The organism is Nocardia sp. CDC519 (assembly GCF_059509835.1).
The window spans coordinates 5,899,499-5,919,947 of record NZ_CM183377.1 but is presented as its reverse complement, the minus strand read 5'-3'; the positions used below and the strand labels follow the sequence as shown (position 1 = coordinate 5,919,947).

Annotated in this window: 24 protein-coding genes and 2 pseudogenes; 15 read left to right on the top strand and 11 right to left on the bottom strand. The window is 67.8% G+C overall.

The annotated features are described in order from the left end of the window. Positions 1-17: 17 nt before the first annotated feature. Genes AC5W7N_RS26865 through AC5W7N_RS26855 form a run of 3 tightly spaced genes read right to left on the bottom strand, consistent with a single transcriptional unit; the run spans position 18 to position 2,007 of the window. On the bottom strand, positions 18-722 hold the full coding sequence (locus tag AC5W7N_RS26865) for a Dabb family protein (RefSeq protein WP_195021691.1): 705 nt from the start codon (positions 720-722) through the stop codon (positions 18-20). Further along, complete coding sequence (locus AC5W7N_RS26860; protein ID WP_324197468.1) at positions 715-1,218, bottom strand: hypothetical protein; 504 nt, start codon at positions 1,216-1,218, stop codon at positions 715-717. Before AC5W7N_RS26860 ends, AC5W7N_RS26865 begins: the two co-directional genes overlap by 8 nt. A 3-nt stretch (positions 1,219-1,221) precedes the next feature. Continuing rightward, on the bottom strand, positions 1,222-2,007 hold the full coding sequence (locus AC5W7N_RS26855) for an SDR family oxidoreductase (protein ID WP_195021692.1): 786 nt from the start codon (positions 2,005-2,007) through the stop codon (positions 1,222-1,224). A gap of 165 nt (positions 2,008-2,172) precedes the next feature. On the opposite strand from AC5W7N_RS26855, the gene AC5W7N_RS26850 reads away from it, so the two are divergent. Both AC5W7N_RS26850 and AC5W7N_RS26845 read left to right on the top strand, forming a co-directional pair. Next, positions 2,173-2,595: a hypothetical protein gene (locus AC5W7N_RS26850; RefSeq protein WP_163812903.1), complete on the top strand. Its 423-nt coding sequence runs from the start codon at positions 2,173-2,175 to the stop codon at positions 2,593-2,595. Next, positions 2,592-2,975 (top strand): hotdog family protein, encoded by a 384-nt coding sequence (locus AC5W7N_RS26845; RefSeq protein WP_195021693.1) that lies wholly within the window; start codon positions 2,592-2,594, stop codon positions 2,973-2,975. The genes AC5W7N_RS26850 and AC5W7N_RS26845 overlap by 4 nt, the downstream gene beginning before the upstream one ends. A gap of 115 nt (positions 2,976-3,090) precedes the next feature. Here AC5W7N_RS26845 and AC5W7N_RS26840 read toward each other — a convergent pair whose 3' ends face one another. Then, a complete protein-coding gene (locus AC5W7N_RS26840; RefSeq protein WP_163812908.1) occupies positions 3,091-4,083 on the bottom strand; it encodes an LLM class flavin-dependent oxidoreductase in 993 nt (330 codons plus the stop codon). Positions 4,084-4,232: 149 nt separating this feature from the next. Here AC5W7N_RS26840 and AC5W7N_RS26835 point away from each other — a divergent pair, with 149 nt between their 5' ends. Together AC5W7N_RS26835 and AC5W7N_RS26830 are read left to right on the top strand one after the other, a co-directional pair. After that, a complete protein-coding gene (locus AC5W7N_RS26835) occupies positions 4,233-5,111 on the top strand; it encodes an SDR family oxidoreductase (RefSeq protein ID WP_495922513.1) in 879 nt (292 codons plus the stop codon). A gap of 673 nt (positions 5,112-5,784) precedes the next feature. Beyond that, on the top strand, positions 5,785-5,988 hold the full coding sequence (locus AC5W7N_RS26830) for a hypothetical protein (protein WP_495922512.1): 204 nt from the start codon (positions 5,785-5,787) through the stop codon (positions 5,986-5,988). 236 nt (positions 5,989-6,224) lie between these two features. Here the strand turns inward: AC5W7N_RS26830 and AC5W7N_RS26825 are convergent, their stop codons facing one another. Continuing rightward, positions 6,225-7,664, bottom strand: a complete 1,440-nt coding sequence (locus tag AC5W7N_RS26825; protein WP_194992502.1) for a DUF1254 domain-containing protein — start codon at positions 7,662-7,664, stop codon at positions 6,225-6,227. 225 nt (positions 7,665-7,889) lie between these two features. Continuing rightward, positions 7,890-8,303, bottom strand: a complete 414-nt coding sequence (locus AC5W7N_RS26820) for a hypothetical protein (RefSeq protein ID WP_194992503.1) — start codon at positions 8,301-8,303, stop codon at positions 7,890-7,892. Between the two features lie 309 nt (positions 8,304-8,612). Here AC5W7N_RS26820 and AC5W7N_RS26815 point away from each other — a divergent pair, with 309 nt between their 5' ends. The 4 genes from AC5W7N_RS26815 (at position 8,613) to AC5W7N_RS26800 (ending at position 13,063) form a co-directional block, all read left to right on the top strand. Beyond that, positions 8,613-10,442, top strand: a complete 1,830-nt coding sequence (locus AC5W7N_RS26815) for a sensor histidine kinase (protein ID WP_194992504.1) — start codon at positions 8,613-8,615, stop codon at positions 10,440-10,442. An 81-nt stretch (positions 10,443-10,523) separates the two neighbouring features. Next, positions 10,524-12,122 carry a protein kinase domain-containing protein gene (locus AC5W7N_RS26810; RefSeq protein ID WP_228815376.1) on the top strand — a complete coding sequence of 533 codons (1,599 nt, stop codon included), beginning with the start codon at positions 10,524-10,526 and terminating at the stop codon, positions 12,120-12,122. A gap of 192 nt (positions 12,123-12,314) precedes the next feature. Then, positions 12,315-12,725 carry a hypothetical protein gene (locus tag AC5W7N_RS26805; RefSeq protein WP_195007131.1) on the top strand — a complete coding sequence of 137 codons (411 nt, stop codon included), beginning with the start codon at positions 12,315-12,317 and terminating at the stop codon, positions 12,723-12,725. Next, the gene (locus tag AC5W7N_RS26800; RefSeq protein WP_462747236.1) at positions 12,632-13,063 is read left to right on the top strand and encodes an aromatic-ring hydroxylase C-terminal domain-containing protein; all 432 of its coding nucleotides are present in this window, start codon (positions 12,632-12,634) and stop codon (positions 13,061-13,063) included. Before AC5W7N_RS26805 ends, AC5W7N_RS26800 begins: the two co-directional genes overlap by 94 nt. A gap of 177 nt (positions 13,064-13,240) precedes the next feature. Here the strand turns inward: AC5W7N_RS26800 and AC5W7N_RS26795 are convergent, their stop codons facing one another. Then, positions 13,241-14,002 carry a VOC family protein gene (locus AC5W7N_RS26795; RefSeq protein ID WP_495924210.1) on the bottom strand — a complete coding sequence of 254 codons (762 nt, stop codon included), beginning with the start codon at positions 14,000-14,002 and terminating at the stop codon, positions 13,241-13,243. On the opposite strand from AC5W7N_RS26795, the gene AC5W7N_RS26790 reads away from it, so the two are divergent. Beyond that, positions 13,967-14,089, top strand: a complete 123-nt coding sequence (locus tag AC5W7N_RS26790) for a hypothetical protein (RefSeq protein WP_495924265.1) — start codon at positions 13,967-13,969, stop codon at positions 14,087-14,089. The genes AC5W7N_RS26795 and AC5W7N_RS26790 overlap by 36 nt on opposite strands. Positions 14,090-14,215: 126 nt before the next feature. Here AC5W7N_RS26790 and AC5W7N_RS26785 read toward each other — a convergent pair whose 3' ends face one another. Both AC5W7N_RS26785 and AC5W7N_RS26780 read right to left on the bottom strand, forming a co-directional pair. Continuing rightward, positions 14,216-14,566 (bottom strand): WYL domain-containing protein, encoded by a 351-nt coding sequence (locus tag AC5W7N_RS26785; protein WP_495922510.1) that lies wholly within the window; start codon positions 14,564-14,566, stop codon positions 14,216-14,218. A gap of 57 nt (positions 14,567-14,623) precedes the next feature. Further along, positions 14,624-14,674, bottom strand: a pseudogene (locus AC5W7N_RS26780) (hypothetical protein); the annotation flags it as partial. A 246-nt stretch (positions 14,675-14,920) separates the two neighbouring features. On the opposite strand from AC5W7N_RS26780, the gene AC5W7N_RS26775 reads away from it, so the two are divergent. Next, complete coding sequence (locus tag AC5W7N_RS26775; RefSeq protein WP_195007132.1) at positions 14,921-15,376, top strand: helix-turn-helix transcriptional regulator; 456 nt, start codon at positions 14,921-14,923, stop codon at positions 15,374-15,376. 426 nt (positions 15,377-15,802) lie between these two features. Next, positions 15,803-15,967, top strand: coding sequence for a hypothetical protein (locus AC5W7N_RS26770; RefSeq protein ID WP_194989615.1), 165 nt, complete (start codon positions 15,803-15,805; stop codon positions 15,965-15,967). A gap of 18 nt (positions 15,968-15,985) precedes the next feature. Here AC5W7N_RS26770 and AC5W7N_RS26765 read toward each other — a convergent pair whose 3' ends face one another. Further along, positions 15,986-16,459 (bottom strand): MarR family winged helix-turn-helix transcriptional regulator, encoded by a 474-nt coding sequence (locus AC5W7N_RS26765; protein ID WP_194989616.1) that lies wholly within the window; start codon positions 16,457-16,459, stop codon positions 15,986-15,988. A gap of 112 nt (positions 16,460-16,571) precedes the next feature. On the opposite strand from AC5W7N_RS26765, the gene AC5W7N_RS26760 reads away from it, so the two are divergent. The 4 genes from AC5W7N_RS26760 to AC5W7N_RS26745 all read left to right on the top strand — a co-directional run bounded on the left by AC5W7N_RS26760 (position 16,572) and on the right by AC5W7N_RS26745 (position 20,032). Next, positions 16,572-17,705, top strand: coding sequence for a GDSL-type esterase/lipase family protein (locus AC5W7N_RS26760; RefSeq protein ID WP_495922509.1), 1,134 nt, complete (start codon positions 16,572-16,574; stop codon positions 17,703-17,705). Then, positions 17,638-18,867 carry an SDR family NAD(P)-dependent oxidoreductase gene (locus AC5W7N_RS26755; RefSeq protein ID WP_324197298.1) on the top strand — a complete coding sequence of 410 codons (1,230 nt, stop codon included), beginning with the start codon at positions 17,638-17,640 and terminating at the stop codon, positions 18,865-18,867. Before AC5W7N_RS26760 ends, AC5W7N_RS26755 begins: the two co-directional genes overlap by 68 nt. Positions 18,868-18,886: 19 nt before the next feature. Then, positions 18,887-19,360, top strand: coding sequence for a MerR family transcriptional regulator (locus AC5W7N_RS26750; RefSeq protein WP_495922507.1), 474 nt, complete (start codon positions 18,887-18,889; stop codon positions 19,358-19,360). Positions 19,361-19,600: 240 nt separating this feature from the next. After that, complete coding sequence (locus AC5W7N_RS26745; protein ID WP_495922505.1) at positions 19,601-20,032, top strand: hypothetical protein; 432 nt, start codon at positions 19,601-19,603, stop codon at positions 20,030-20,032. 64 nt (positions 20,033-20,096) lie between these two features. Here the strand turns inward: AC5W7N_RS26745 and AC5W7N_RS26740 are convergent. Continuing rightward, positions 20,097-20,291: pseudogene (locus AC5W7N_RS26740) on the bottom strand (hypothetical protein); the annotation flags it as partial. Positions 20,292-20,449: the final 158 nt, after the last annotated feature.

Sequence of the window (20,449 nt, the reverse complement as noted above, 5' to 3'; positions counted from 1 at the left end):
AGCGGGAGCGAGTGGGGTCACGTGGCCGGTAGCACCGGCCAGGCGAGCGCGCCGAAGCTGTGGCACAGCCGCGTCACGATCTTGCTGCCGCGTTCGGGATCGAACCAGCGATCGATATGCGCCCAGTGGTACGGATGGGTCATGTAGGGCCCGGTCAGCCCGTCGAGGTCGGTGAATTCCTGTTCCCAGACATGGGTCCAGCCGCTGCCGCTGTCGACTCTGCTCAGCTGGGAGGCGCCGATGGTGTGGATGTAGTCGGGCATCGCGGCGGTTTCGGATTCGAAAGTGGCCACCTGTGCCGGGTCGGTCCGTGGGTCGACCGCGACGAGCAGGGCTCGGTAGATGCGCGCCGGCTCGGCATATCCGGCCGGTGACGGCGCCCCCTGATGTCGCGCCGGTGGCGGGGTGTGCGAGGTTGGCGGCGCTGCTCGTCCGGCCGGTGGCTTCACGCGCTGCGGGGTTGCGGTGAAAGCCGCGGTCTCGACCCGCTCGACGAACGACTCGCTCAACCACCGGTCGACGGCGTTTACGACCGGCTGCTGCTGCACGTCATCGGCGAAACGCAGTCGCACGATCAGGTCCCCGGCGTCGATCCCGCCCGGCAACGTCGTTGCGACCAGCGCTCGGTGGGTGTGTGGTGCGACCAGACGGCGTAGCTGCGCGGCCAGCTCGGCGCAGCGCTCCGGATCGCTCAGGTGGACCAAGTGCACGACCTCAGACATCGGCCAGAACCTCCACATCGTCGCAGCCGCAGGCGGTGGTCCGGCGCCGGCTGACGAGCAGCTCGTCGGCAGCCCGCCACCACTGCGCGACCTGCGGATCCCGGCTCGCGCCGAGCCGCTGCCGCCACCACTGTTGCGCGCCGCGCACCGTCCAGCTGACGGTGATGGTGTTCGATTGCTCGGCCAGCCACACCGGGGGACTGACCAGCACCCGATCCAGCTCGAGCCCACGCTCCCGCGCGCCGGGTGCGTATTCCCGCAGGTAGAGGTCGAGAAAGGCGCGACCACGCCCGGGTGGTGCGACCATCTCGTCGACGATGTAGATCACCGGCTCGCCGCGATCTGCCTGCCGTTCGATCAGGCCCGACTCGTCGGCCGCGGTTCCAGTGCCGATGCCGGCCTCGCTGCCGGAGCGGGCACCGGATGGGTGCTGTCCCTCCGTGTCCGACCCATCCGCACGCCCGTTGCGCCCCGGCGTCATCGCCGCACTGTCCATCGTTCAGCCTTTCTGGGTGAATCCTGCGTCGACGACGAGTTCGGTGCCGGTGACGTAGCGGGATTCGTCGGAGGCCAGGAACAGCACGGCATTGCTGACGTCCTCCGGTTCCACCCACGGAACGGCGATCAGATGTCGCCGTGCCAGCACGTCCTCGGCATCGGCGGCGGTCGGATGCTCGATGTCCGGGCACAGTCTCGCGATCGCGTCCGAGCTCAGCGGCCGGCCGCCGACAGCGCCCGGATGCACCGTGTTCACCCGGATCGAGCGCCGACCCCATTCCGCCGCCACCGTGCGGGCGAGCCCGGCGACGCCGTGTTTGGCGGCCGAGTAGTGGGCCCGCACCGGATCCCCGCGCACGCCGGATGTGGAACCGATGATCACCACCGCTGCGCCGTCGACCAGATGGGAACCGAAGGCCCGCAAGGTATTCCAGACGCCGGTGAGGTTGATGTCGAGGCATCGGTGCCAAGTGGCGTCCTCGATTCCGGCCGCCGGGCCCGGCGCATCGCACAGCCCGGCATTGGCGATCAGGATGTCGATGCGGCCGAACGCGCGGACCGCCGATTCGGCTGCCCGCTCGAGGGCGGCGAGGTCGCGGACATCGGCTTCCGCGGTGAGCATTCGGGCAACGGCGGGTTCGTGTTCGAACGAACTCCCCGGCAGGTCGACGGCCACCACATCCGCGCCTTCGGCACGCAACCGGCGCACGTGGGTGCGTCCGGTGCCACTGGCGGCTCCCGTCACCACCGCCACTTTGCCGCGGACTCGTCCCGTCCTATGGTTCATCGCGCTCCTCGCCATCGCCGCGGCGCACGCAGACGCCGGCGTCCTGCGATAGTCGGCGGCCGACCGGGCCGTGGCGCATACCGTTCCCGATCAGTGGAACAGGCCCGGCCGCTAGGTGTCGGCCGGCTCTACCGTTGCCGCAGGATCGAAGGAAGGGATGTGGCGATGGTGCACGTTGCGACGGCCGGTGCGGTCGGGACCCGGCTCGACATCGACCTGGAGGCGGACGGTATCCGCGAGTTCAACGCCGCCACGATGGCGCGCGCGGCCACACCCGCCACCACCGGCGAACCCGTCGTCGCGCCCACCTTCCTGCCCGCCCGGATCGCCGCGGCCGGCGAAGCGGCGATAGAGCATTGGCCCGGCATCCCGATCGAGCAGGATCACCGCTTCTTCGGCCCACCGCCGCGCGCAGGCGAACGGCTCACCGCGCAATCGCGCATCGCACGCGTCTACGAGGTGGACGACGACCACGGCACCCCGGTGACCATGATCGAGATGGTCACCCAGTACTTCGACCGCACCGGCCGCCTCGTCGCCGAATCCTGGATGACCGGCACCCGTCCCGTCTCGCAGGAGTCCGCATGACCGCGACCGCCCCCGCACCCACCACCTCCTTCGGCCCACTCACCGAGGCCGACTTCGAGAAGTACGCGAGCGCCACTCGAACGCTTGCCCCCGGTAGTGAAACTGCCGGTGACGCAGCGTCGTTCACCGCGTCCGCGGGCCCACTCGCCGCCGCGCTCCTCGCCACCTACGCCACCGATTGGCTCGGCAGCGAAACCGTGCGCCGATTCCGCACCCGCTGCTCCCGCCCGCTCTGGCCGGGCGACACGCTCACCTGCTCGGGATTCGTTGTGCAGCACTACGTTCTGGATGGTGAATCCTGCGTCGACGTCACCCTCGTCGGCACCGACCAGGACGGCCGCGTGGCCGCGCGGGCGTGGGCGACGTTCGTCTGCGCATGAACTGGGCGGGGTAGCACCTCGAAGACGGGCGGTACGCTTCCGCTCGATTGTGCTGTTTCGCCGCCGCGGCGCCCACCGGGCTCGCCACAGCCGGGGCGCACCCGCTGCCGGTCCTTCAGTCCTGGGTGAGCTTGCGAATCAACTCGAACGACCGGGCCCTGGCCTCGATGTCGTAGACGAGGGTGTTCAGCATGATCTCGTCGGCGTCGGTGTCCGCGATCAGGGAGCTGAGCTGGCGGCGCACAGTGTCGGGAGAGCCGAGCAACTGACCGGCACGGCGCTGGGCGGCGAAATGGCGCTCGCGATCGTTGGCGGGGAAGCCGGCGGCCTCCTCGGGGGTGGGCAGGCGGCGCGGGCGGCCGGACATCAGATGCAGAAAGGCCAGCTCGCGTGGGCGCGACAGGAGTTCGGCCTGCTCATCGGTGTCGGCGCAGATCGCGGCCGCCGCCACCATGGCGTACGGACGTTCCAGCTGTTCGGAGGGCCGGAAGTTCTCGCGGTACAGCTCGAGCGCGGCCACGGTGTTGTTCGGGCTGATGTGGTGAGCGAACGCGAAGCGCACGCCGAGGATCGCCGCCACCTGCGCGCTGTAGCCGCTGGAGCCGAGCAACCAGATCTCGGGTTCATCGTCCTGGCCCGGGGTCGCCGCGATGCCGTCCGGGCTGGTGCCGCGGAAATAGGCGAGCAGCGCCGCCAGCTCCTGCGGAAACGATTCCGCCGACAGCCCGTCCTTGGTGCGGCGCAGTGCCAGTGCTGTGGCCTGGTCTGTCCCGGGCGCGCGCCCGATGCCGAGATCGATCCGACCCGGATGCAATGCGTGCAGCGTGCCGAACTGTTCGGCGACCACGAGCGGCGCGTGGTTGGGCAGCATCACCCCGCCGGATCCGACCCGGATACGAGAGGTCGCCGCTGCCAGGTGCGCCAGCAGCACACTCGGCGCCGCGCTGGCGATGCCGGGCATGTTGTGATGCTCGGCCACCCAGAATCGCGCATAGCCCATCGCCTCGGTGCGCCGCGCGAGTTCGGTCGTGGCCGCGAGACCGTCACCGGCGGTGTTGCCTTCCTGCACGGGTGCAAGATCCAGCACGGAGAGCGGGACGTTGATCATGGGGCTCCTTCGCGATCGCGTTCCCCTGTGCGAACGCCCGCCCCGGTCGCGGTATTTCGCCTGGCTCACGAACGCGACCCGAGCCGAGGCTCGCCAACCAAACTTACTTCTAGGTAAATTACGCTATGGTCAATTCGCTAGGATCGTGGATGCCGACCACCGAGAGGACTCCGATGGCAACCGGACGTGCAGGAACGGCCCTACTCAACCCACCGGCGCTGGTGCGCACGCTTTCCTCGCTACTGCGTCCGGGCGGAGGGGAGAACATCGCAGGAAAGACCGTGCTGCTCACCGGCGCATCGTCGGGAGTGGGCAAGGTCGCCGCGCACAAACTCGGTGCCAGTGGTGCGAACCTCGTGCTCGTCGCACGTGGTGAACAGGCGCTGTGCGAGGTCCGCGACGCCGTCCGGGCGGCCGGTGGCAAAGCCGAGGCGATGGTCTGCGATCTGTCCGACGGGGCGGCCGTCGACACGCTCGCCGAACAGATCGGCGCCGAGGTCGGCAAGGTGGACGTACTCGTCAACAACGCGGGCCGTTCGATCCGCCGCCGCGCCGACGACGCCACCGACCGCTTCCACGACTACGAGCGCACCATGGCGCTGAACTACTTCGGCGCGACCCGGCTCACCATGGCCCTGCTGCCCTCGATGCTCGAGGCACGTGACGGGCACATCATCAATATCGCCACCTGGGGCGTCGCCGCGGGCTCGATGCCCATGTTCACCGCGTATCACGCGTCCAAGGCAGCGCTCGGCGCGTTCGGCCGCAGCCTCGGCGCCGAGACCCGCCCGCACGGCGTGCACGTCACGACCATCGGCTATCCGCTGGTCCGCACGGAGATGATCGCGCCGACCGCCAAATACGAGGCGGCGCCCGCGCTCTCCGCCGAGGCGGCCGCCGACTGGATCCTCACGGCCATCCGCACGCGTCCCATTGAGCTCTATCCGCGATACGCCCGCTTCTTGCAGGCCATCGGCGCCGTCTCACCCCGCGCCGTGGACAGCTTGATCTGGCGGTTGGGGATCTGAGCCGCAGCGACAGTCGAGGGGTCGGCCGGCTCGCCACCTGGGACTTCGGTGATCGACGGAATTGATCTTGATGGCCTGGGTCACACCGGGGTGATTCCGGATGCGAAACCGGCCCGGCTGCACCCCGCTGACCTGCGCAAATGTCAACGCGACCAGGGGATTTGACGAAGCGTTCGCCGCCGCGTAACTTATTCCAGGTCAGAGCGACACGGACACCGACCCGGAGCCCACAGGGCCTGGGAAACGAGGTAGGACGAGGAGCGCCTGACAAGCCGGTCGAAGAGCGGATTTGACTCTGAGCCACTGATCGGTAAGCTAGGAACCCTGCCTCACTGAAGCCCCTGGACGAAAAGCCGGGTCGGATGTGTGTGCGTGTGTTCTTTGAGAACTCAATAGTGTGTCGATGAATGTCAGTGCCAATAATTTATTGGTTCCGGCCCCTCATACCCCCGTGTGTTGTGGGTCGGACATTTTGAATGTCAGCAAATTTTTGCTGGTGTTCGGCTTTGCTAGGTTTTCGGACTCTAGTTTAGATATTTCTGATTCGCCCTTCGGGGTGTTTCGAGAGTCTTCAACGGAGAGTTTGATCCTGGCTCAGGACGAACGCTGGCGGCGTGCTTAACACATGCAAGTCGAGCGGTAAGGCCCTTCGGGGTACACGAGCGGCGAACGGGTGAGTAACACGTGGGTGACCGTCGTGCTGTGGTCCCAGCAGGAGTCGACCGCTTTGATCTCGGCGATTCGCGCCGCGGGCGCGACCGGTGCGCGGGTATTCGTCGGCGGTCCGGGCTGGGAGTCGGCGATTCTGCCGGAATCGGCCCAGAGCCTGTCCGGACTCGCCGACGCCGTGGACCGGATCCTCGCCGCGGACGCCTGAGCCGACCGCCCCCGGCCGTATCCGGGGAGAGCCCCGTCACTCCGCCGATGGAACGACGCGTAATCGAGGCGTGGCTAGCATCCCACCGACCAGGACAGCGACTCCTCGAGTGGTCACGCATGGCCGCGAGGACGCCTGCCAGGACGCGACGCGTGGCCCGGAGGTTGCCGGCGGAGAGTTCGGCCGTGGCTACCCTGGCGCAGGAGCGGCCAACTCGGGCCGCGCCGTTATTCGAGCTAACGGTCAGTGCGGGTCACCGGGGGCGGGTTCCAGTTGCCGTCGATGACGGCCTGGTCGGGCCAGTACAGGCGCAGCATGAGATTGAACTCACCTGAGGCAGGCGCGGGAAGCCAGTTGGATTCTCTTGGAGTACCGGGGGTTTCGCGCTGAATATGGATGTCCAGTGAACCATCGGAGTTGGCGCGCAGATGTTCCCCGCGCACGGCGTAGCGATTGATCGGGTTGTCGACGAAGAAGCCGCTGTCGTTGTACATCGTCAGGGACCAGAAACCCGTGACCGGTGGTTTCTGGTCGGCGGGAAAGTGCAGCACGTAGTTGTTGTCCGCGCTCAGCTGGGCGCCGGTGTCGTCGAGGCGGGTCGAGGGGTAGATGGCGTCCTGTGGCAGGTTCGCGCCGAGCCCGGCGTAGGCCACCACCGCCCGGTCGGCGTAGGCGGTGCCGTAGTCGCCGACGCCGGTACGGGAAACGGTCCAGCCGTTGACCGTCGTGTTACCCATATCCCTCTCGATCTGCGACAGCGCCGTCGGCCACGCTAGTTCCCAGCGCGTGCGCTCGGACTCGGGGAGGGAAGCGAGGTTGAGCGCAGTGTCGGGGCGCCAGCCTATCGAGGCCAGTTCCGCCAGCAGAACTTCGTCACCGGGGCGCGTCTGGGCGTGTGAGAGCGCCGCGTAATAGAGGTCCCAGTACTGCTGCGGGGTCAGGTCGTGAATGTATTCGGCCACCTGCACCCGCTGCCAGTCGGTGTGGATCTCGGTATTGGTCGGCGGGGTGTACGGGCTGCCGTAGGAGCCGAGTGGGACCGCGCTCATGCGGTCCTGGAGCGCGATGACGCCGGGCAGGTCCTCGGGCCCGTCGACTTGGATGCGACCGATCATCCAACCGGTGTCGGTGGGCAGGCGGTATTCGTGCACACCGGCGGGGAGGGTACCGGCGAAGTCCGGGCCGACGATGGCGAACTGATAGCCATGCTGGTCATCGAGCGTGCGCGGACCAGCGGAGGCGTCGACGTTCGACCACATGTCCATGATCGGGAACAGGTGATAACGCCCGCTCATGTCCGGCACGCTCACCACCAGCGGCTGGGTCGAGACATCGAAGAACATCGACGTGTACACGGTGTCGACGTTCGGGCGCACAACGTCGGTGAAGCCGGCGCCGGGCAGGAAATGCAGATGAGCCAGCTGGTTCATCGGCGCCGCTCCGATGCTGGGATCCGGCACTGGGTAGTTCGTCGCCTGACGCCGGCTCACTTCCACCGACACCAGCGGATAGGTGTAGACATACGCCTGCACCTCGAGATCACCGGCTGCCGAATCGATTGCGCGCGAAGACGCCGAGGACTCGGCCGTACGCGTGACGGCGGCCATCGCGGTCGCGGTAACCGAACCGATCGCGGCTGCGGCCCTGCCGCGCCGAGACTTCGAGCTGCTGACCACCGCATCCTCCTTGGTAGGAATGTCGCCGAGCACAGCAGAGCCGACCGTCGGTCTGTCAGCTTCCTACCCAGAGTAGCCAGCACCTGCGTCCTGGGGCGGAATACGCGGGCATTGCGCGAGTCTTTTTCGTCGCTGGCTGTGTTGTGGGTGGTGGTGCTGGTCGGTCCGCGCTGAGCGTCGCCGCGGAGCACTGTCGGAGCCGATCGTGCCCCGCTGGGCAGACGGTCAACGCATCGCTGGATCGGTCACCAATGCCGAGCTACCGGCGCCGGCGAGGGCGGCGTCCACGGCGTCCAGCAGCGGGTTTGCCGGGAGGATTTCGACGTTCATCCCGTCAACGCGTCTGTCGCAGTAGACCTGGATCCACACCTGCCCGGTCTCGTGCACCGGGTACACCTGGGACCGTGAGGTGTTGGCGGGTACGTCGAACCTGGGGTGTTGGATCCCGCCGTCGCGGAGATAGAGTGCGCAGTCCTCGGCGCCGGCGCCGTCGGCGTGGACGGTGATCTTGACCTTCTCCCGCCCGCCGACGGCGTCGAATCCAATCGCTGCGGCCCCGGCCGATGGGCCGGTGAGCAGCATCGGCGCGGCTGCGATGGCGACTGCGGTGGCGAGGGTTCCGAGCATTCTGGCGTTCATGATTTCTCCTGGGGAGTCCGAAATGTGCTGCAACCCAGTGTGTGGATTGACGCGTCGCTGGTCCTCCGTGCTGGCACGGGTTCCTGGCCGGGGTGGCACGTAAATGCCTGCGTGCATGCGGCGGGCTGCGAGTGCCGCTCGTGCTTCGCAAGTCTCTCGCTGCGCGGGCGGATCGAGACCGTCGCCGAGGTGCTGGTCGCACGGAGCGGGATACCCGGGCTCGCACGGAAGATTTCGGTGCCTGCACGGTGGAGCGTGGCTGCCAGGTGGGCAAGACTGGATGTCGACCGGGTGATGGTAGGACGGGCGATGAGTCGTCGGGCGCTGGTAGTGACGGTGGTTGCCACTGTGGCGGTTGGGGTCGCCGTCATTGTGGCGGTGGACTGGTCCGATCGGGCAGTCCACGATCCGGCGCGGGCTTTGCTGCTGGGGCCGCGAGAAGCGTTCGTGGCGGCGCAGGGCCCGAATCCGCCGGTGTTCGGGGTGGTCGAGCTCGGGTTGTTCCTGTGCGCCGGGTTGTCGTTCGTGGTGTCCGGGACTCTGGCATGGCGCACCCGGCCGGAGATGCTCACCGGACCGCTGATCGCGGTGGCCGGTGTGTTGTGGCTGCTGGGCGGAATCCGTCGCGCGAGTGACCCGGTGCTGTTCACGGCCGGGGTTCTGCTCACCAATCTGTATCTGCCGGTATTGATCCAGATGGTCCTCGGTTTCCCGTCCGGGCGGCTGCGTCGCCGCTGGAAGCGCTGGTTCGTGGGTGCCGCCTGGCTGCTCGCGACGGTCGGCGTCGCGGCCGAATGGTTGTTCTTCGATCCTCGGCTCGCCCCGAGTACCTACCCATCCACCTCGATCAACCTGCTGCTCATCCGCGATGTGCCGGCCCTGGCCGAGCCGATCCAGCTGGGCGCGGGCGCGCTCGCCCTTTTCATGGGTGCGGCGCTGCTCGGGGTGATCGGGTATCGCTGGTGGGCCGGTTCGGCGGCGTTTCGCGCGGGGTATACGCCACTGGCGGTCGCCTGTCTGCTGTCGGCGGCGGTCACCATCTGGCTGTTGCTCGGCGCCGCGCGGTTCCCGGGCTGGCAGGCCGGATGGGCCAATGACCTGCGGTATCCGACCACGGCGCTGCTGCCGATCGCCGTCGTCTGGGGTCTGGTCCGGTATCGGCTGGCCAAGGCCGCCATCAGTGACGCGATGGTCGAGATCGGTAACGCCCCGATCGAGGAGAGCTTCGTCGGCGCGCTGCGACGCGCCTTGCGCGACCCCACACTGGTGCTGTGGACCTTTGACTCCGAGCGCGGCACCTATGTGGACGAGCACGGGTCACCGCGCGCGCTGCCGCGCGGGAGCGGTCCGCGGGCGGCGACTGTGCTTGAACGTGACGGAGTTCCGGTCGGTGCGCTCGTCTACGACGAGACGTTGCGAGCCCAGCCGGAGCTGCTGGCCGCGGTGCGCGGAGCCACCGTGCTCGCGTTGGAACATGCCCGGCTACAACAGGAATTACGCGCGCAACTGGTCGAGGTGCGCCGGTCCCGGGAACGCATCGTCACCGCGGGCGACGCCCAGCGCCGGCGCCTCGAACGCGATCTGCACGACGGCGCGCAGCAGCGCCTGGTCGCCGCCGAACTGTTGCTGCGGCGCGCCCAGCGCGCCCCGGATGGTGAACGGTTGCGCGCACTGCTCTCCGACGGCGCCACCGAACTTGCGACGGCGCTGACCGAACTACGTGAGCTCGCCCGCGGGGTGTATCCGCCGGTGCTGGCCGAAAGTGGCATCGCCGCGGCGCTGCATTCACTGGCCGAGCGTGCCCCGTTGCCGGTCGAGATCCACGACGGCCTGCGGTCGCGGCCACCGGCCGGCGTCGAGCTCGCGGCCTATTTCATCGCCGCCGAAGCGGTGGCCAACAGCTGTAAGCATGCCGCGGCGCGGCTGATCGCCATCGAGTTGCGCTGCGACGGTGCCGCCCTGTCGCTGGTCATCGCCGACGACGGCGTCGGCGGTGCCGTCATCGCCCCTGGCGGCGGGCTCAGCGGCCTGAGCGATCGCACCGCCGCACTCGGCGGCACGCTCACTGTCGACAGCCCGGCAGGCGGGGGCACCCGGATCACCGCCGTCCTGCCCGTGGACCCCGACCCGACGTCCTGACTCCGGCCCGGCAGGCGGTTTCCCGACCTGCGCGAACGTAGTTCAATGGAGATGGGCCGCCGTGAAGGATGGTGGTTGGCGATGGAGACCGGGCAGTTGACGACCGGCAGCCTCTTCGCGGGATACCGGATCGAAGGGCTGCTCGGTACCGGCGGCATGGGGACGGTGTATCTCGCGGCGCATCCGCACCTGCCGCGCCAGGTCGCGTTGAAGGTCCTGCACACCGGCCCCGCAGTCGATGAGTCCCTGCGCGCGCGCTTCGAACTGGAAGCCGACCACGCCGCCCGGCTCGAGCATCCGAATATCGTGGCCGTCTACGACCGTGGGCACGTCGCGGACCGGTTGTGGATCGCCATGCAGTACGTGCCGGGCACGACCGCCGCCGAGTTGGTGCGCACCGGGCCGGTACGGCCGGGGCGGGCGCTGCACATCGTCAGCGAGATCGGGCGGGCACTCGACTACGCGCACCACCGCGGTGTGCTGCACCGCGATGTGAAGCCGGCGAATATCCTGCTCGGTCCGCCGCCGGGCCCGAACGAACCCGAACGCGTCCTGCTCGCCGACTTCGGCATCGCCAAAGCGCTGGACGACGCCACCGGGCTGACCCGCACCGGCATGTTCGTCGCGAGCCTGGAATACGCCGCGCCGGAACAGTTCGGCGACAGCGCCATCGATGATCGATGCGATATCTACGCGCTCGGGTGCACCTTCTACGCGCTGCTCATCGGCCGCCCGCCGTATTCCGGCCGCAGCCTCGCGCAACTGTGGCAGGCCCACAGTCGTGGCCCGATCCCCAGGCCCAGCCGGGGCCGGGACGGCATTCCCGCGCGCCTGGACCCCGTGGTGGCCCGAGCGCTCGCGAAAACACCCGGGGAGCGGTATCGGACCTGCCGAGCATTCGTGGCCGCTGCCGCCGAGGCACTCGGGATCGAACCGGCCGTCGTGCCCGACGCCGTGTCGACGGACGCCGATCCGACGCGATTCGACTCGCTGCGCGCCTCGCCCGAGCGGCGCGATACTCCGCTGCGGGTCGTGCTCGCTGACGATTCGGCCCTGCTGCGGGGCGGGGTCGTGCGGCTGTTGCGGGATGAGGGCATCGATGTGGTCGGCGAAGCCGGTGACGCGCCGACGCTGCTGCGCATGGTCGACGAGCATCGGCCAACGGTGGCGGTGGTCGACATCCGGATGCCGCCGACCCACACCACCGAAGGCATCGATGCGGCGATGGCCATCCGCAGCGATTTTCCCGGCACCGCCGTGCTGCTGTTGTCCCAGTACGTCGAGACCGAGCACGTGTCGAGCCTGATCGCGGCCGGCACCGCGGGACTGGGATACCTGCTCAAGGATCGGGTCTCCGACATCGACGAATTCGTCGGTGATCTGCGTCGGGTCGCCGACGGCGGGTGCGCCATCGACCCGAGCGTCATCAGCCGTATGGTGGCTCGCCCGCATCGGGAGCAGCGCCCGATCGACGGACTGTCCGAACGCGAACGGGAAGTGCTCGCACTGATGGCCGAAGGCCGATCGAACAAGGCGATCGGCGCGGCCCTGTTCCTCGGCGAACGCACCGTCGAGGCGCATGTGCGGGCGATCTTCGTCAAACTCGGGCTGCATCCCGAACCCGACGACCACCGGCGCGTGCTCGCGGTCCTCGAGCACCTGCGCTCGGCGAACGCGTGAACACCCGGCACGGTATGCCGGTGCGATACCGGGTGTTCAACGATCGATCAGGCCACGCTGCCGGTCAGGGGTGCGATCAGCCCCGGTAGCCCGACACACCATCCCGACACTGCTCCCGGGGCTGCCGCGGGCGGTGCCGTCACCAGCGGTGCCGGGACGCTGGTCGCGACAGTCCATCCGAACCCGGGGGCGGTGACCAGGCACGACCAGACCTCTCCCGCGGGTGCGCTGACAGTGCCGTCGAACGGCGCTAGCGGCGGCCCCGGAGTCACCGACGGCGCGGCCGCCGCCAGCGCCATACCGGACATCATCAATGGCGCAGCCAAAACCGTTGCCACTGCGACACGTTTCATGGTGGTTTTCATCGTGATCTCCTTTGTTTCCGGCGCCGATGCCGCCGGGCGAATGATCCAGCGAATGCTGGTCACGAAGAATTCTTTCCGGCTGGCCGATCAGCGGATACCGTGCTGCCACGGAGCGCGGTCCGTGCGGCCTCGGGTCGAGTACCTATGGGTCACCGCCGTCGCGGCGGGTCTATCGACCGGCGAAGGTCGAGAGGAGCATCTCGACACCGCTTTCGAACCGAGACCGCTCATCGCCTGATCGTTTCCAGTGTCTCCGCCCTGCCCTGTGACGACGCTGGACTGCTGGCGGCCGGAGGCATGAGAGGGGCAGCGACTTCGGGGCCGAGCTGGGCAAATTCCGCAACCGGGTGGGCCGATCGCGTCGACTACCTCGACGTCCGCCTCGACCCCGCGCTCACGATGAACACGTGGAAACTATCCGCATTCGGCGCGGTTCCCGTGTGCGACGCCACATTCGTCCGACCCGACGGCCACGTTGCCCGGGTCAACCCGGTCGGCATCCCCATCGACCCCGACGCACCGACCGCCGCCCTCGACTGGTGGCCGGGCGTACCCACCGACCCGGCTACCGCCTGAACCCGAAGCCCCGAATCACATAGGGGACTGCGGTACCGCGCCGGATCGTCCAGGGCCGACCCCGGTGACGCAGGTCCTTCGACCAAGCCGAGGGACAACACCACGTCGCAGTGGATTCGCACGCCCGCGATGTGACTGGGCCCCGCGCTCACACGCGGCACTCGGTCGGGGCGGCGGTCAGTCGTGGCTGGTGAAGAAGTCCTCAACGGTGGCTACGGCGGCCGGGCGTGAATCGAAGTGCTCGAAATGCCCGGCGTCGGGCGGGATTGCCCAGCGCACCTCAGAATGTACTGGTGGTAGGGGAGTACGGCTGGTGATTTCCTTGGCCGGCCTCCGGATTCGGCTGCGCGGCAGCGGGGTGACAGGGGTGCCGAGGCGGATACGGGAGGTGAGCATGCACGCGCAGGCCAGCAGGATCCAGCGATCCGCGCTGCGAGTGCTCCATCGCCGCTCGCCGACCAGTGCGTCCCAAACCAGAACGGCGTCCCACCCGGCTTGCACGGCAGTGTGAGCGCAGCGGGCGAGCAAGCGGGACTCGGCGAAATCTCCGAAGTTGGGGATCGTGAATGCGAACCGGATCTCGCTGCCCGGCCGGACACCGGTCGCCGTGGTGTGGTCGTTACGGCGATCACTGTGTGCTGCCATCGAACGCTCCCTTCCCTGCGATGACCGGCCCGCCGTATTGCCGGACGTCATGGAGCGGGCGTCAGCGGTGAGCCGGAGGGAGGGTTCTTGCGGGTTCGGGTTGAGGCAGATCGGCGTCCCTTCAGGATCGAGAACGATCTGCCAGGGCGGCTGGCCTTCCCAGTTGGGGGCGCGGCCGGGCTGGAAGTCGGGCACGGTGGCTCCGAGCTGGACGGCGCGCTCGATGGCGCTGGTCAGGTCGTCGACGGAGAGGTGGAGATGGACGCGTTTTGGGGTGCGCGGGTGGCGGGCCAGCGCGGAGGCGTGTGGCCGGTGACGGCGCCGAAGCACAGTGTGGTGTGCCCGTCGCCGACCATCGCGTACTCCTCGCTGCACTCCTAGATGGCCGGCGCAACAGCTCGGAGTAGAACTCGGCCAGCACCGGCGGCCGAGCGGCGTCGATAGCGATGCAGGTGAGGTGAATCATGTGGGGTCCCTTCTCGTCGGCTGGGGTTGGTTCGCGGCGGATCAGTGGTCGTCGGGGAGTGCTGCCATGGCTCGTTCGGCGAGTCGGCGTAGTAGTGGGGCGAGTTCGGGTGGGTCGAGCAGGGTGTAGGGAATGGGGAGGACGGCGAGTTGGGCGGCGAGGTATTCGGGGGTGTCGGGGTAGGTGGTGAGGAGACAGGTGTTGTCGTCGGCGGGTTCGAGGATGCCTTGGCGGGCGCTGAGCCGGTGTTGGGCGTGGGTGAGGGGCTCGTGCAGCAGGACGCGGGCTTGACGGACACCGGCCGTACGGCGCGGTGATCGAGTCAGCCAGGCGGCCGCGTCCATGCCGTCGGGCAGTTCGCGGGCGGGCACGCGGACGCCAGTGCGGTGCACGGTGGTGATGCGGTCGAGCCGGAAGGTTCGCCAGTCACCGCGGTCGTTGTCGAAAGCGATGAGATACCAGCGGGTTCCGGCGGCGACTAGCCGGTGTGGTTCGGCCAGTCGTTTGGTGGGCTCGGCACCGGGTTTATCCCCACAGGCGGCCAGCGCAGCGAACGCCAGAACGGATCGTGAGAGCTGGCGTGAGCGGCGACGATTTCCGCCGAGGCCTCGGGGCGCCGAAGGTCCGGTCGAGGTAGGTGGCGAACACCAAGGGCCAGCCGTGCGAGACCGGCGAGCCTGCTGGACATTTGCTCAACACTCGCTACAGTTCGGGTCTGCATCTTCCGCCGCCGTACCGGGTAAGCGGTGATGAAGGTGGTGGTGTGGGTGTTGAGGAGGTCGGGGTTGGTCGAGGGGGCGAGCTTCAGTGACCGTTTCACTGCGTTGCTCACCGCTTGGGAGCATCAAACCGGCCAGCATCTGGGTAACCAAGATATTGTCGAGCTGCTCGACGATGTGGGTTGCAAGCTATCGGCAACGTATGTTTCGCAGCTCAGAAACGGGCATCGGCAACATCCCTCTTCTCGGGTGGTGCAGACACTGGCCACGGTGTTCGGCGTCACTGCCGCCTACTTCTATCACCCGGACCGGCCCGACGAGACTCGCTCGGACACGGCCATTTGCGCAGAGCTCGCCGACCAGCGACTACGCCAACTCCTCAGGATTGCCGTCGACCTGTCGCTACGCAGCCAGCAACTGTTGGTCGACATGGCCGACCGGCTGCGCCGCGCCGAAGGCTGTCTCGACAACACTGAATGGTGACCGAGTTACCCTGTCGGGCAGGGGTACTGGACCCTTCTGTCGATCTGACTGCGGTAGGTCCGCAGCGACGAACCGCGCGGCACACTCGGTTCCGGTCGAGCCGCCGCCCATTGGGGCAACCGCCGTGGGATTGGTCGAGCCCGTACCGAGAGCCAGATGCTCTAGCAGGGCAGTACCTGCGCGGATTCGCATGCTATGCGAGCTAACGACATTCGGACACTGCGGCCTCTGTTTCAGCTCTTGGCATGCAACGCGCAAGTACGGTGCCACAGTTCGAGCGAGCCACAGCGCATTCCCGTCGAATACGAGCGCCGAGGCACCGTCTGGCAGGCACGCGGACAACAGCCCGCATCGAGATGAACGAACACCCTGCACATCTAACCGAAAACGGTTGTGAGCCCCTATGACCTGCCGTCATGAGGATGTTTGCATCTGCGCCCAGTTCTGCGCCCGGACCCGAACCATGAATTGCGGCTGCCGGCCATCGTCGTCAACCTCAACGACCAGCTCCGCGAAGCCACCGAACGCGGCTGGCTCGGCGAAGTCGACGGCCTCCGGATAAGTCTGAACACTGCCGTCCAAAACTGCTGAGGCGGGAACCGGTTTCGGCTATTCCGAGACCTGAGCCGCGCCCGGCGCGGTGGCGTCACGGATGATGCGAAGGCTCGCGGTGAGGTCGGCGAGCTGCTTCGGGGTGAGCAGTTTGGTGAACCATCTGTCCACACCCTCGAGGTAGGCGGGCAGCACCTGGGCCACACGGGCGGCGCCGGCGGCGGTGAGGACGGCGTAGGAGCTGCGGCGGTCGTGCGGGTCTGGCTCACGCCGGACGAATTTGTTGCGCTCCAACCTGTCCACCAGCCGGGTGACGCCGCTGGTGGACAGGTTGGTCTGGGTGGCCAGATCGGTCATGCGCAGCTTGCGGCCCGGTGAGCGGCTCAGGCGCATCAGGGCGTTGAGATCGAGGCCGGAGAGTCCGTTGCTCTTCCAGGTGGCCTCGAGGCGGGCGACTAGCCCGTCGTGCGCCTCGTAGAGCAGGCCGACGGCGGTCAGTCGCGGATCGTCGAAGAGTTTTTCGGTGTCCACGTGAGCAGCCTAAACCAAGAAGTTTCCGCGAGGATAGTTGACACGAGGAATACATGCGCTCTAGGTTCTTGCCTACGCAATATTCCGCGCAGCAACTAAATGGAGGTTCTCGATGTCGACGCAACACTGGGTGGCCGGATTCCGTGCGCCGCTGGTGAATCCGGCCGAGCAGATCCGGCTCGCCGAGCCGCGTGCATTCGCCGGGCAGACCCTGCGACAGGTGGTGCGCCTGGCCGGCGGCGGGCAGCAGCTGCGGGTGCGGCTGACCAATCGCTACTCGGATCGGGAATTGGTCATCGGCGCGGCTGCCGTGGCGGAACGCAAGGCCGGCAACGAGATCGTCGCCGAGACTGCTGCCGAGGTCCGGTTCGCCGGCTCCGCACGGGTGCGGGTGCCCGCCTTCGGCGACGTGGTCAGCGATCCGATCGACCTGCCGGTGGCCGCCGGGACGCACCTGGCGCTGAGCCTGTATCTGCCCGAGCCCACCGGGCCCGCCGCCTTCGCCCATATGCCGGTGGATACCGCGTGGATCGTGCCGGGTGATCAGGTCACCGCGCAGGCGCTGTCGGACGCCGAGGAAAGCACCTCGCGGTTCTTCCTCACCGGGGTGGACGTACTCGCCGAAGATGCGCCCCCGGTGCTGGTCGCCTTCGGAGATTCCTGGTTCGAGGGCGTCGGCTCCTCGCACGGCGAAAACCGGCGCTCGGTCGACCAGTTCAACGAGCGGTTACATCGCGGCTGGGCGGTGAACCAGGGCATCGGCGGAAATCGCCTGCTCACCGATCAGATCGGTGAGCGTGGCCTGACCAGGTTCGCGCGCGATGTCCTGTCGGTGCCGGGTGTCGCGGCGGTGTGGGCCAACTTCGGCATCAACGACCTGATCTTGGACGAACACACCGCGACCGCCGCGGACATGATCGCCGGCTACACCGAACTGGCCGAGCTGGCGCACGAGGCCGGATTGCCGATCTACATCAACACCATCGGCCCGTTCGGCGGCGCGATCTACCCCGGACTCAATATCGCCGATGGCATTCCGGTGCGACGGGAACTGAACGACTGGCTGCGCGGCACCGATGTCTTCGACGCCGTGTTCGATGTGGCCGCGGCGGTAGAGGACCCGGCCCGGCCGAATTTCATCCGCCCCGAATTCGACAACGACGGTATGCATCTCAACGATGCGGGGCATCGCGCCATCGCGGCCGCCTTCGATCTGTCGGTGCTGCCCGCCGGGTTCGGCAAATGATGGGCACCCCGGCGCGCTCGGCGATGCCGCGAATGCGCTTGTCACGCCTCCCGAGTTCGTGTGCGCCACGACGATCACGGACGTCGGCCGCATCGTCGCGTTCCGCGAACTTGCCGACGACTGCCACCTGCGCCGGTATATCGCCGAACGCAGCGGCGCGCTTGCCCGGCGTGTATTGCGCCGAGACCGAGATAGTCGCCCAGTGGATCGAGCGGGCGGACCGCTCGTCGCCTCCCGAGCCCGAGCACGGCTTGCTTTCGAGCGCGCTCGAAGCCCTAGCGTCGGAGTCATGACCGAGATGAGCGAGACGAAGACATGGATAATCACCGGCGCGAGTTCGGGTCTCGGCCTGGCGCTCGCCGAAACGGCACTCGCCGCCGGCGAGCAGGTGGTCGGGACCGCGCGCCGGATCGACCGCTTCGACGGGCTGCAGGCGCGATATGGGGAACGGCTGCTCGCCATCGAGCACGATGTGCGCGACACATCGGGAGCGGACGCGGTCGTGCGGCGGGCGCTGGGGGTGTTCGGGCGCGTCGATGTGCTGGTCAACAATGCCGGTGCCGGACAGGTCGGCGCGGCCGAAGAGATCACTGATGCCGCGTTACGGGCCATGCTCGAGCAGCATCTGTTCGGTCCGGCCGCCTATGTTCGTGCCGTGCTGCCCCACCTGCGGGAGCGTGGTTCGGGTGCGATCGTGCAGATGAGCAGCCAGGGCGGGCGGATGTCGTTTCCTGCCGTTGGCAGCTACTCGGCCGGCAAGTTCGCGCTCGAGGGCTGGTCGGAGGCGCTCGCGGGGGAGATCGCGCCGTTCGGCATCCGCGTTCTCATCGTCGAGCCCAGTCGCTTCCGCACCGCCTTCAACGCAGCGGACGTGCTCAACACGGCCCAGCAGAGCTCGGTCTACGAGGATGCGATCGGTGCTGTGCGCGCGAACATGGCCGAGGCCGACGGCATTCAGGAGGGCGACCCGGTACGCGCGGCCCAGGTGATCCGCGACATGCTCGACACCCCGGAGGCGCCGCTCCGGCTCCCGCTCGGTGCCGAGGCGGTTCGCAATCTCACCCGCGTGTACCGCGGCGCACTCGACGACGTCGAGAAATGGGCGTCGGTGAGCGAGTCGGCAGACTTCCCGGGCCTGCCGCCCGCGGTGCGCGCGTTCTGATCGCCGTACGTTGTCGGCCATGGCCACTGAAGCGCTGATCGAACGCATCCTCGCTGCCAGCGACGGGCCATCCTCGTCGCCGATCGCTGCGCTGCACGGGCTGCTCGACGATGCCACGATCGAGGACTCGGCGAGGCCGACGAGTGTCGCCGAGGCGGCCAGGCTCGTCGGCCTGTCGGCGCACACCCTCCGGTACTACGAGCAGGAGGGACTCGTGCGGCCGGCTCGTAATGCCTCTGGGTACCGCGAGTACTCCGCGTTCGACCTGCGCCGCCTCGTCTTCCTCACCCGGATGCGCGTGTCGGGCATGACCATGGCCGATCTCAAGCGCTACATCCTGCTCGTCGAGCAGGGCCCGAGCAGCATCCCCGAACGCCGCCGCATCATGCTCGACCAGCAACACCGAATCATGCGGCAGATCCGTGAGCTCGGCCTGGCGCTGGAGATCACCGAGTACAAAATCGGCGTCTACGACGGACACCCGGAAGGCTGACACCCGCCGCCGCTTACCCGAGAGCCCGCCGATCACAGCCCACCCAGTTGATAGATGCCGTCCTCATCGGCTCGCTGACTCACAGCGCGCCGGCGATGGATCTGAGTTCGTTTCCGACAATCACTTTCGAACACAGGAGGAACCGCGGCCAAGGGCCGCCGTCACTTCGGTGCGGGCCTCCAACTCGGATATCAGCATCGAGCCCGCTCCTCCTCCAATTCTCGACATCAGAAAGCAGTCATGAATACCTCGCTGATCTCGCCGTTCATGAGCATCCTGCTCGGGGCGACCATCCTCTCGGTGGTCACCATCGCCTTCGGCGGCGCATTCCTCCTCCGCGTCTTCACCGGCGCTCACGACACCAACGACTTGCAGAAATCGTTCTTCCGCGCCGGCCACGCGCATGCCGGGGTGCTGGTCATGCTCGGCCTGCTGCTGGCCGTCCTCGGCAACGCGACGGGTGCGAGCAGCGGCTGGGCCGATGGCGGCGCGATCGCCGTCCTGGCTGCCGCCATCCTGATGCCGCTCGGCTTCTTCCTCTCGGTGCTCGGCCGCGAACCGCAGCGGCCGAACCGGATGATCGTCAGCGTCTGGCTGGGTGCGACGCTGCTGATGGCCGGGCTGCTGGTGTCGGGAATCGCGACGCTCGTCGCCGGGATCAACCGGATCTGAAGGGCGCGAAGAGATTCGGATCCCTCCACGATCCGACGCTGACAACACGACAGGGCGGTCGGTCCTAGTAAGTTGTCAATCCATATTGTTCGCTCGTCTCGCGTACTTCCGGATGGATGCTCGGTACGCCGAGGGTGGTGCGGTGGTCGGTTGCGTCGCCGGTGGCGATCGAGAGGAACTTGACCCAGGCGTGGGCAGGGACGGCGATGATCGGCCGCAGGGCTTCGTTGCCCCGATGTTTGCTGTCGCGGATGAGTACTTCCTCGCCCTCGAACCGTACCTCGACGCACGCATTTCCGTGATCGGAGAAGCTGGCCTTTTACCAGCCGGTGGACCCGGACGCTGCTGGTTCGCAAGCGTTCGTATCCAGTACTTTACCCACGCGCGTAGTCCTTGATGAGGGCCAGCGAATCGGCT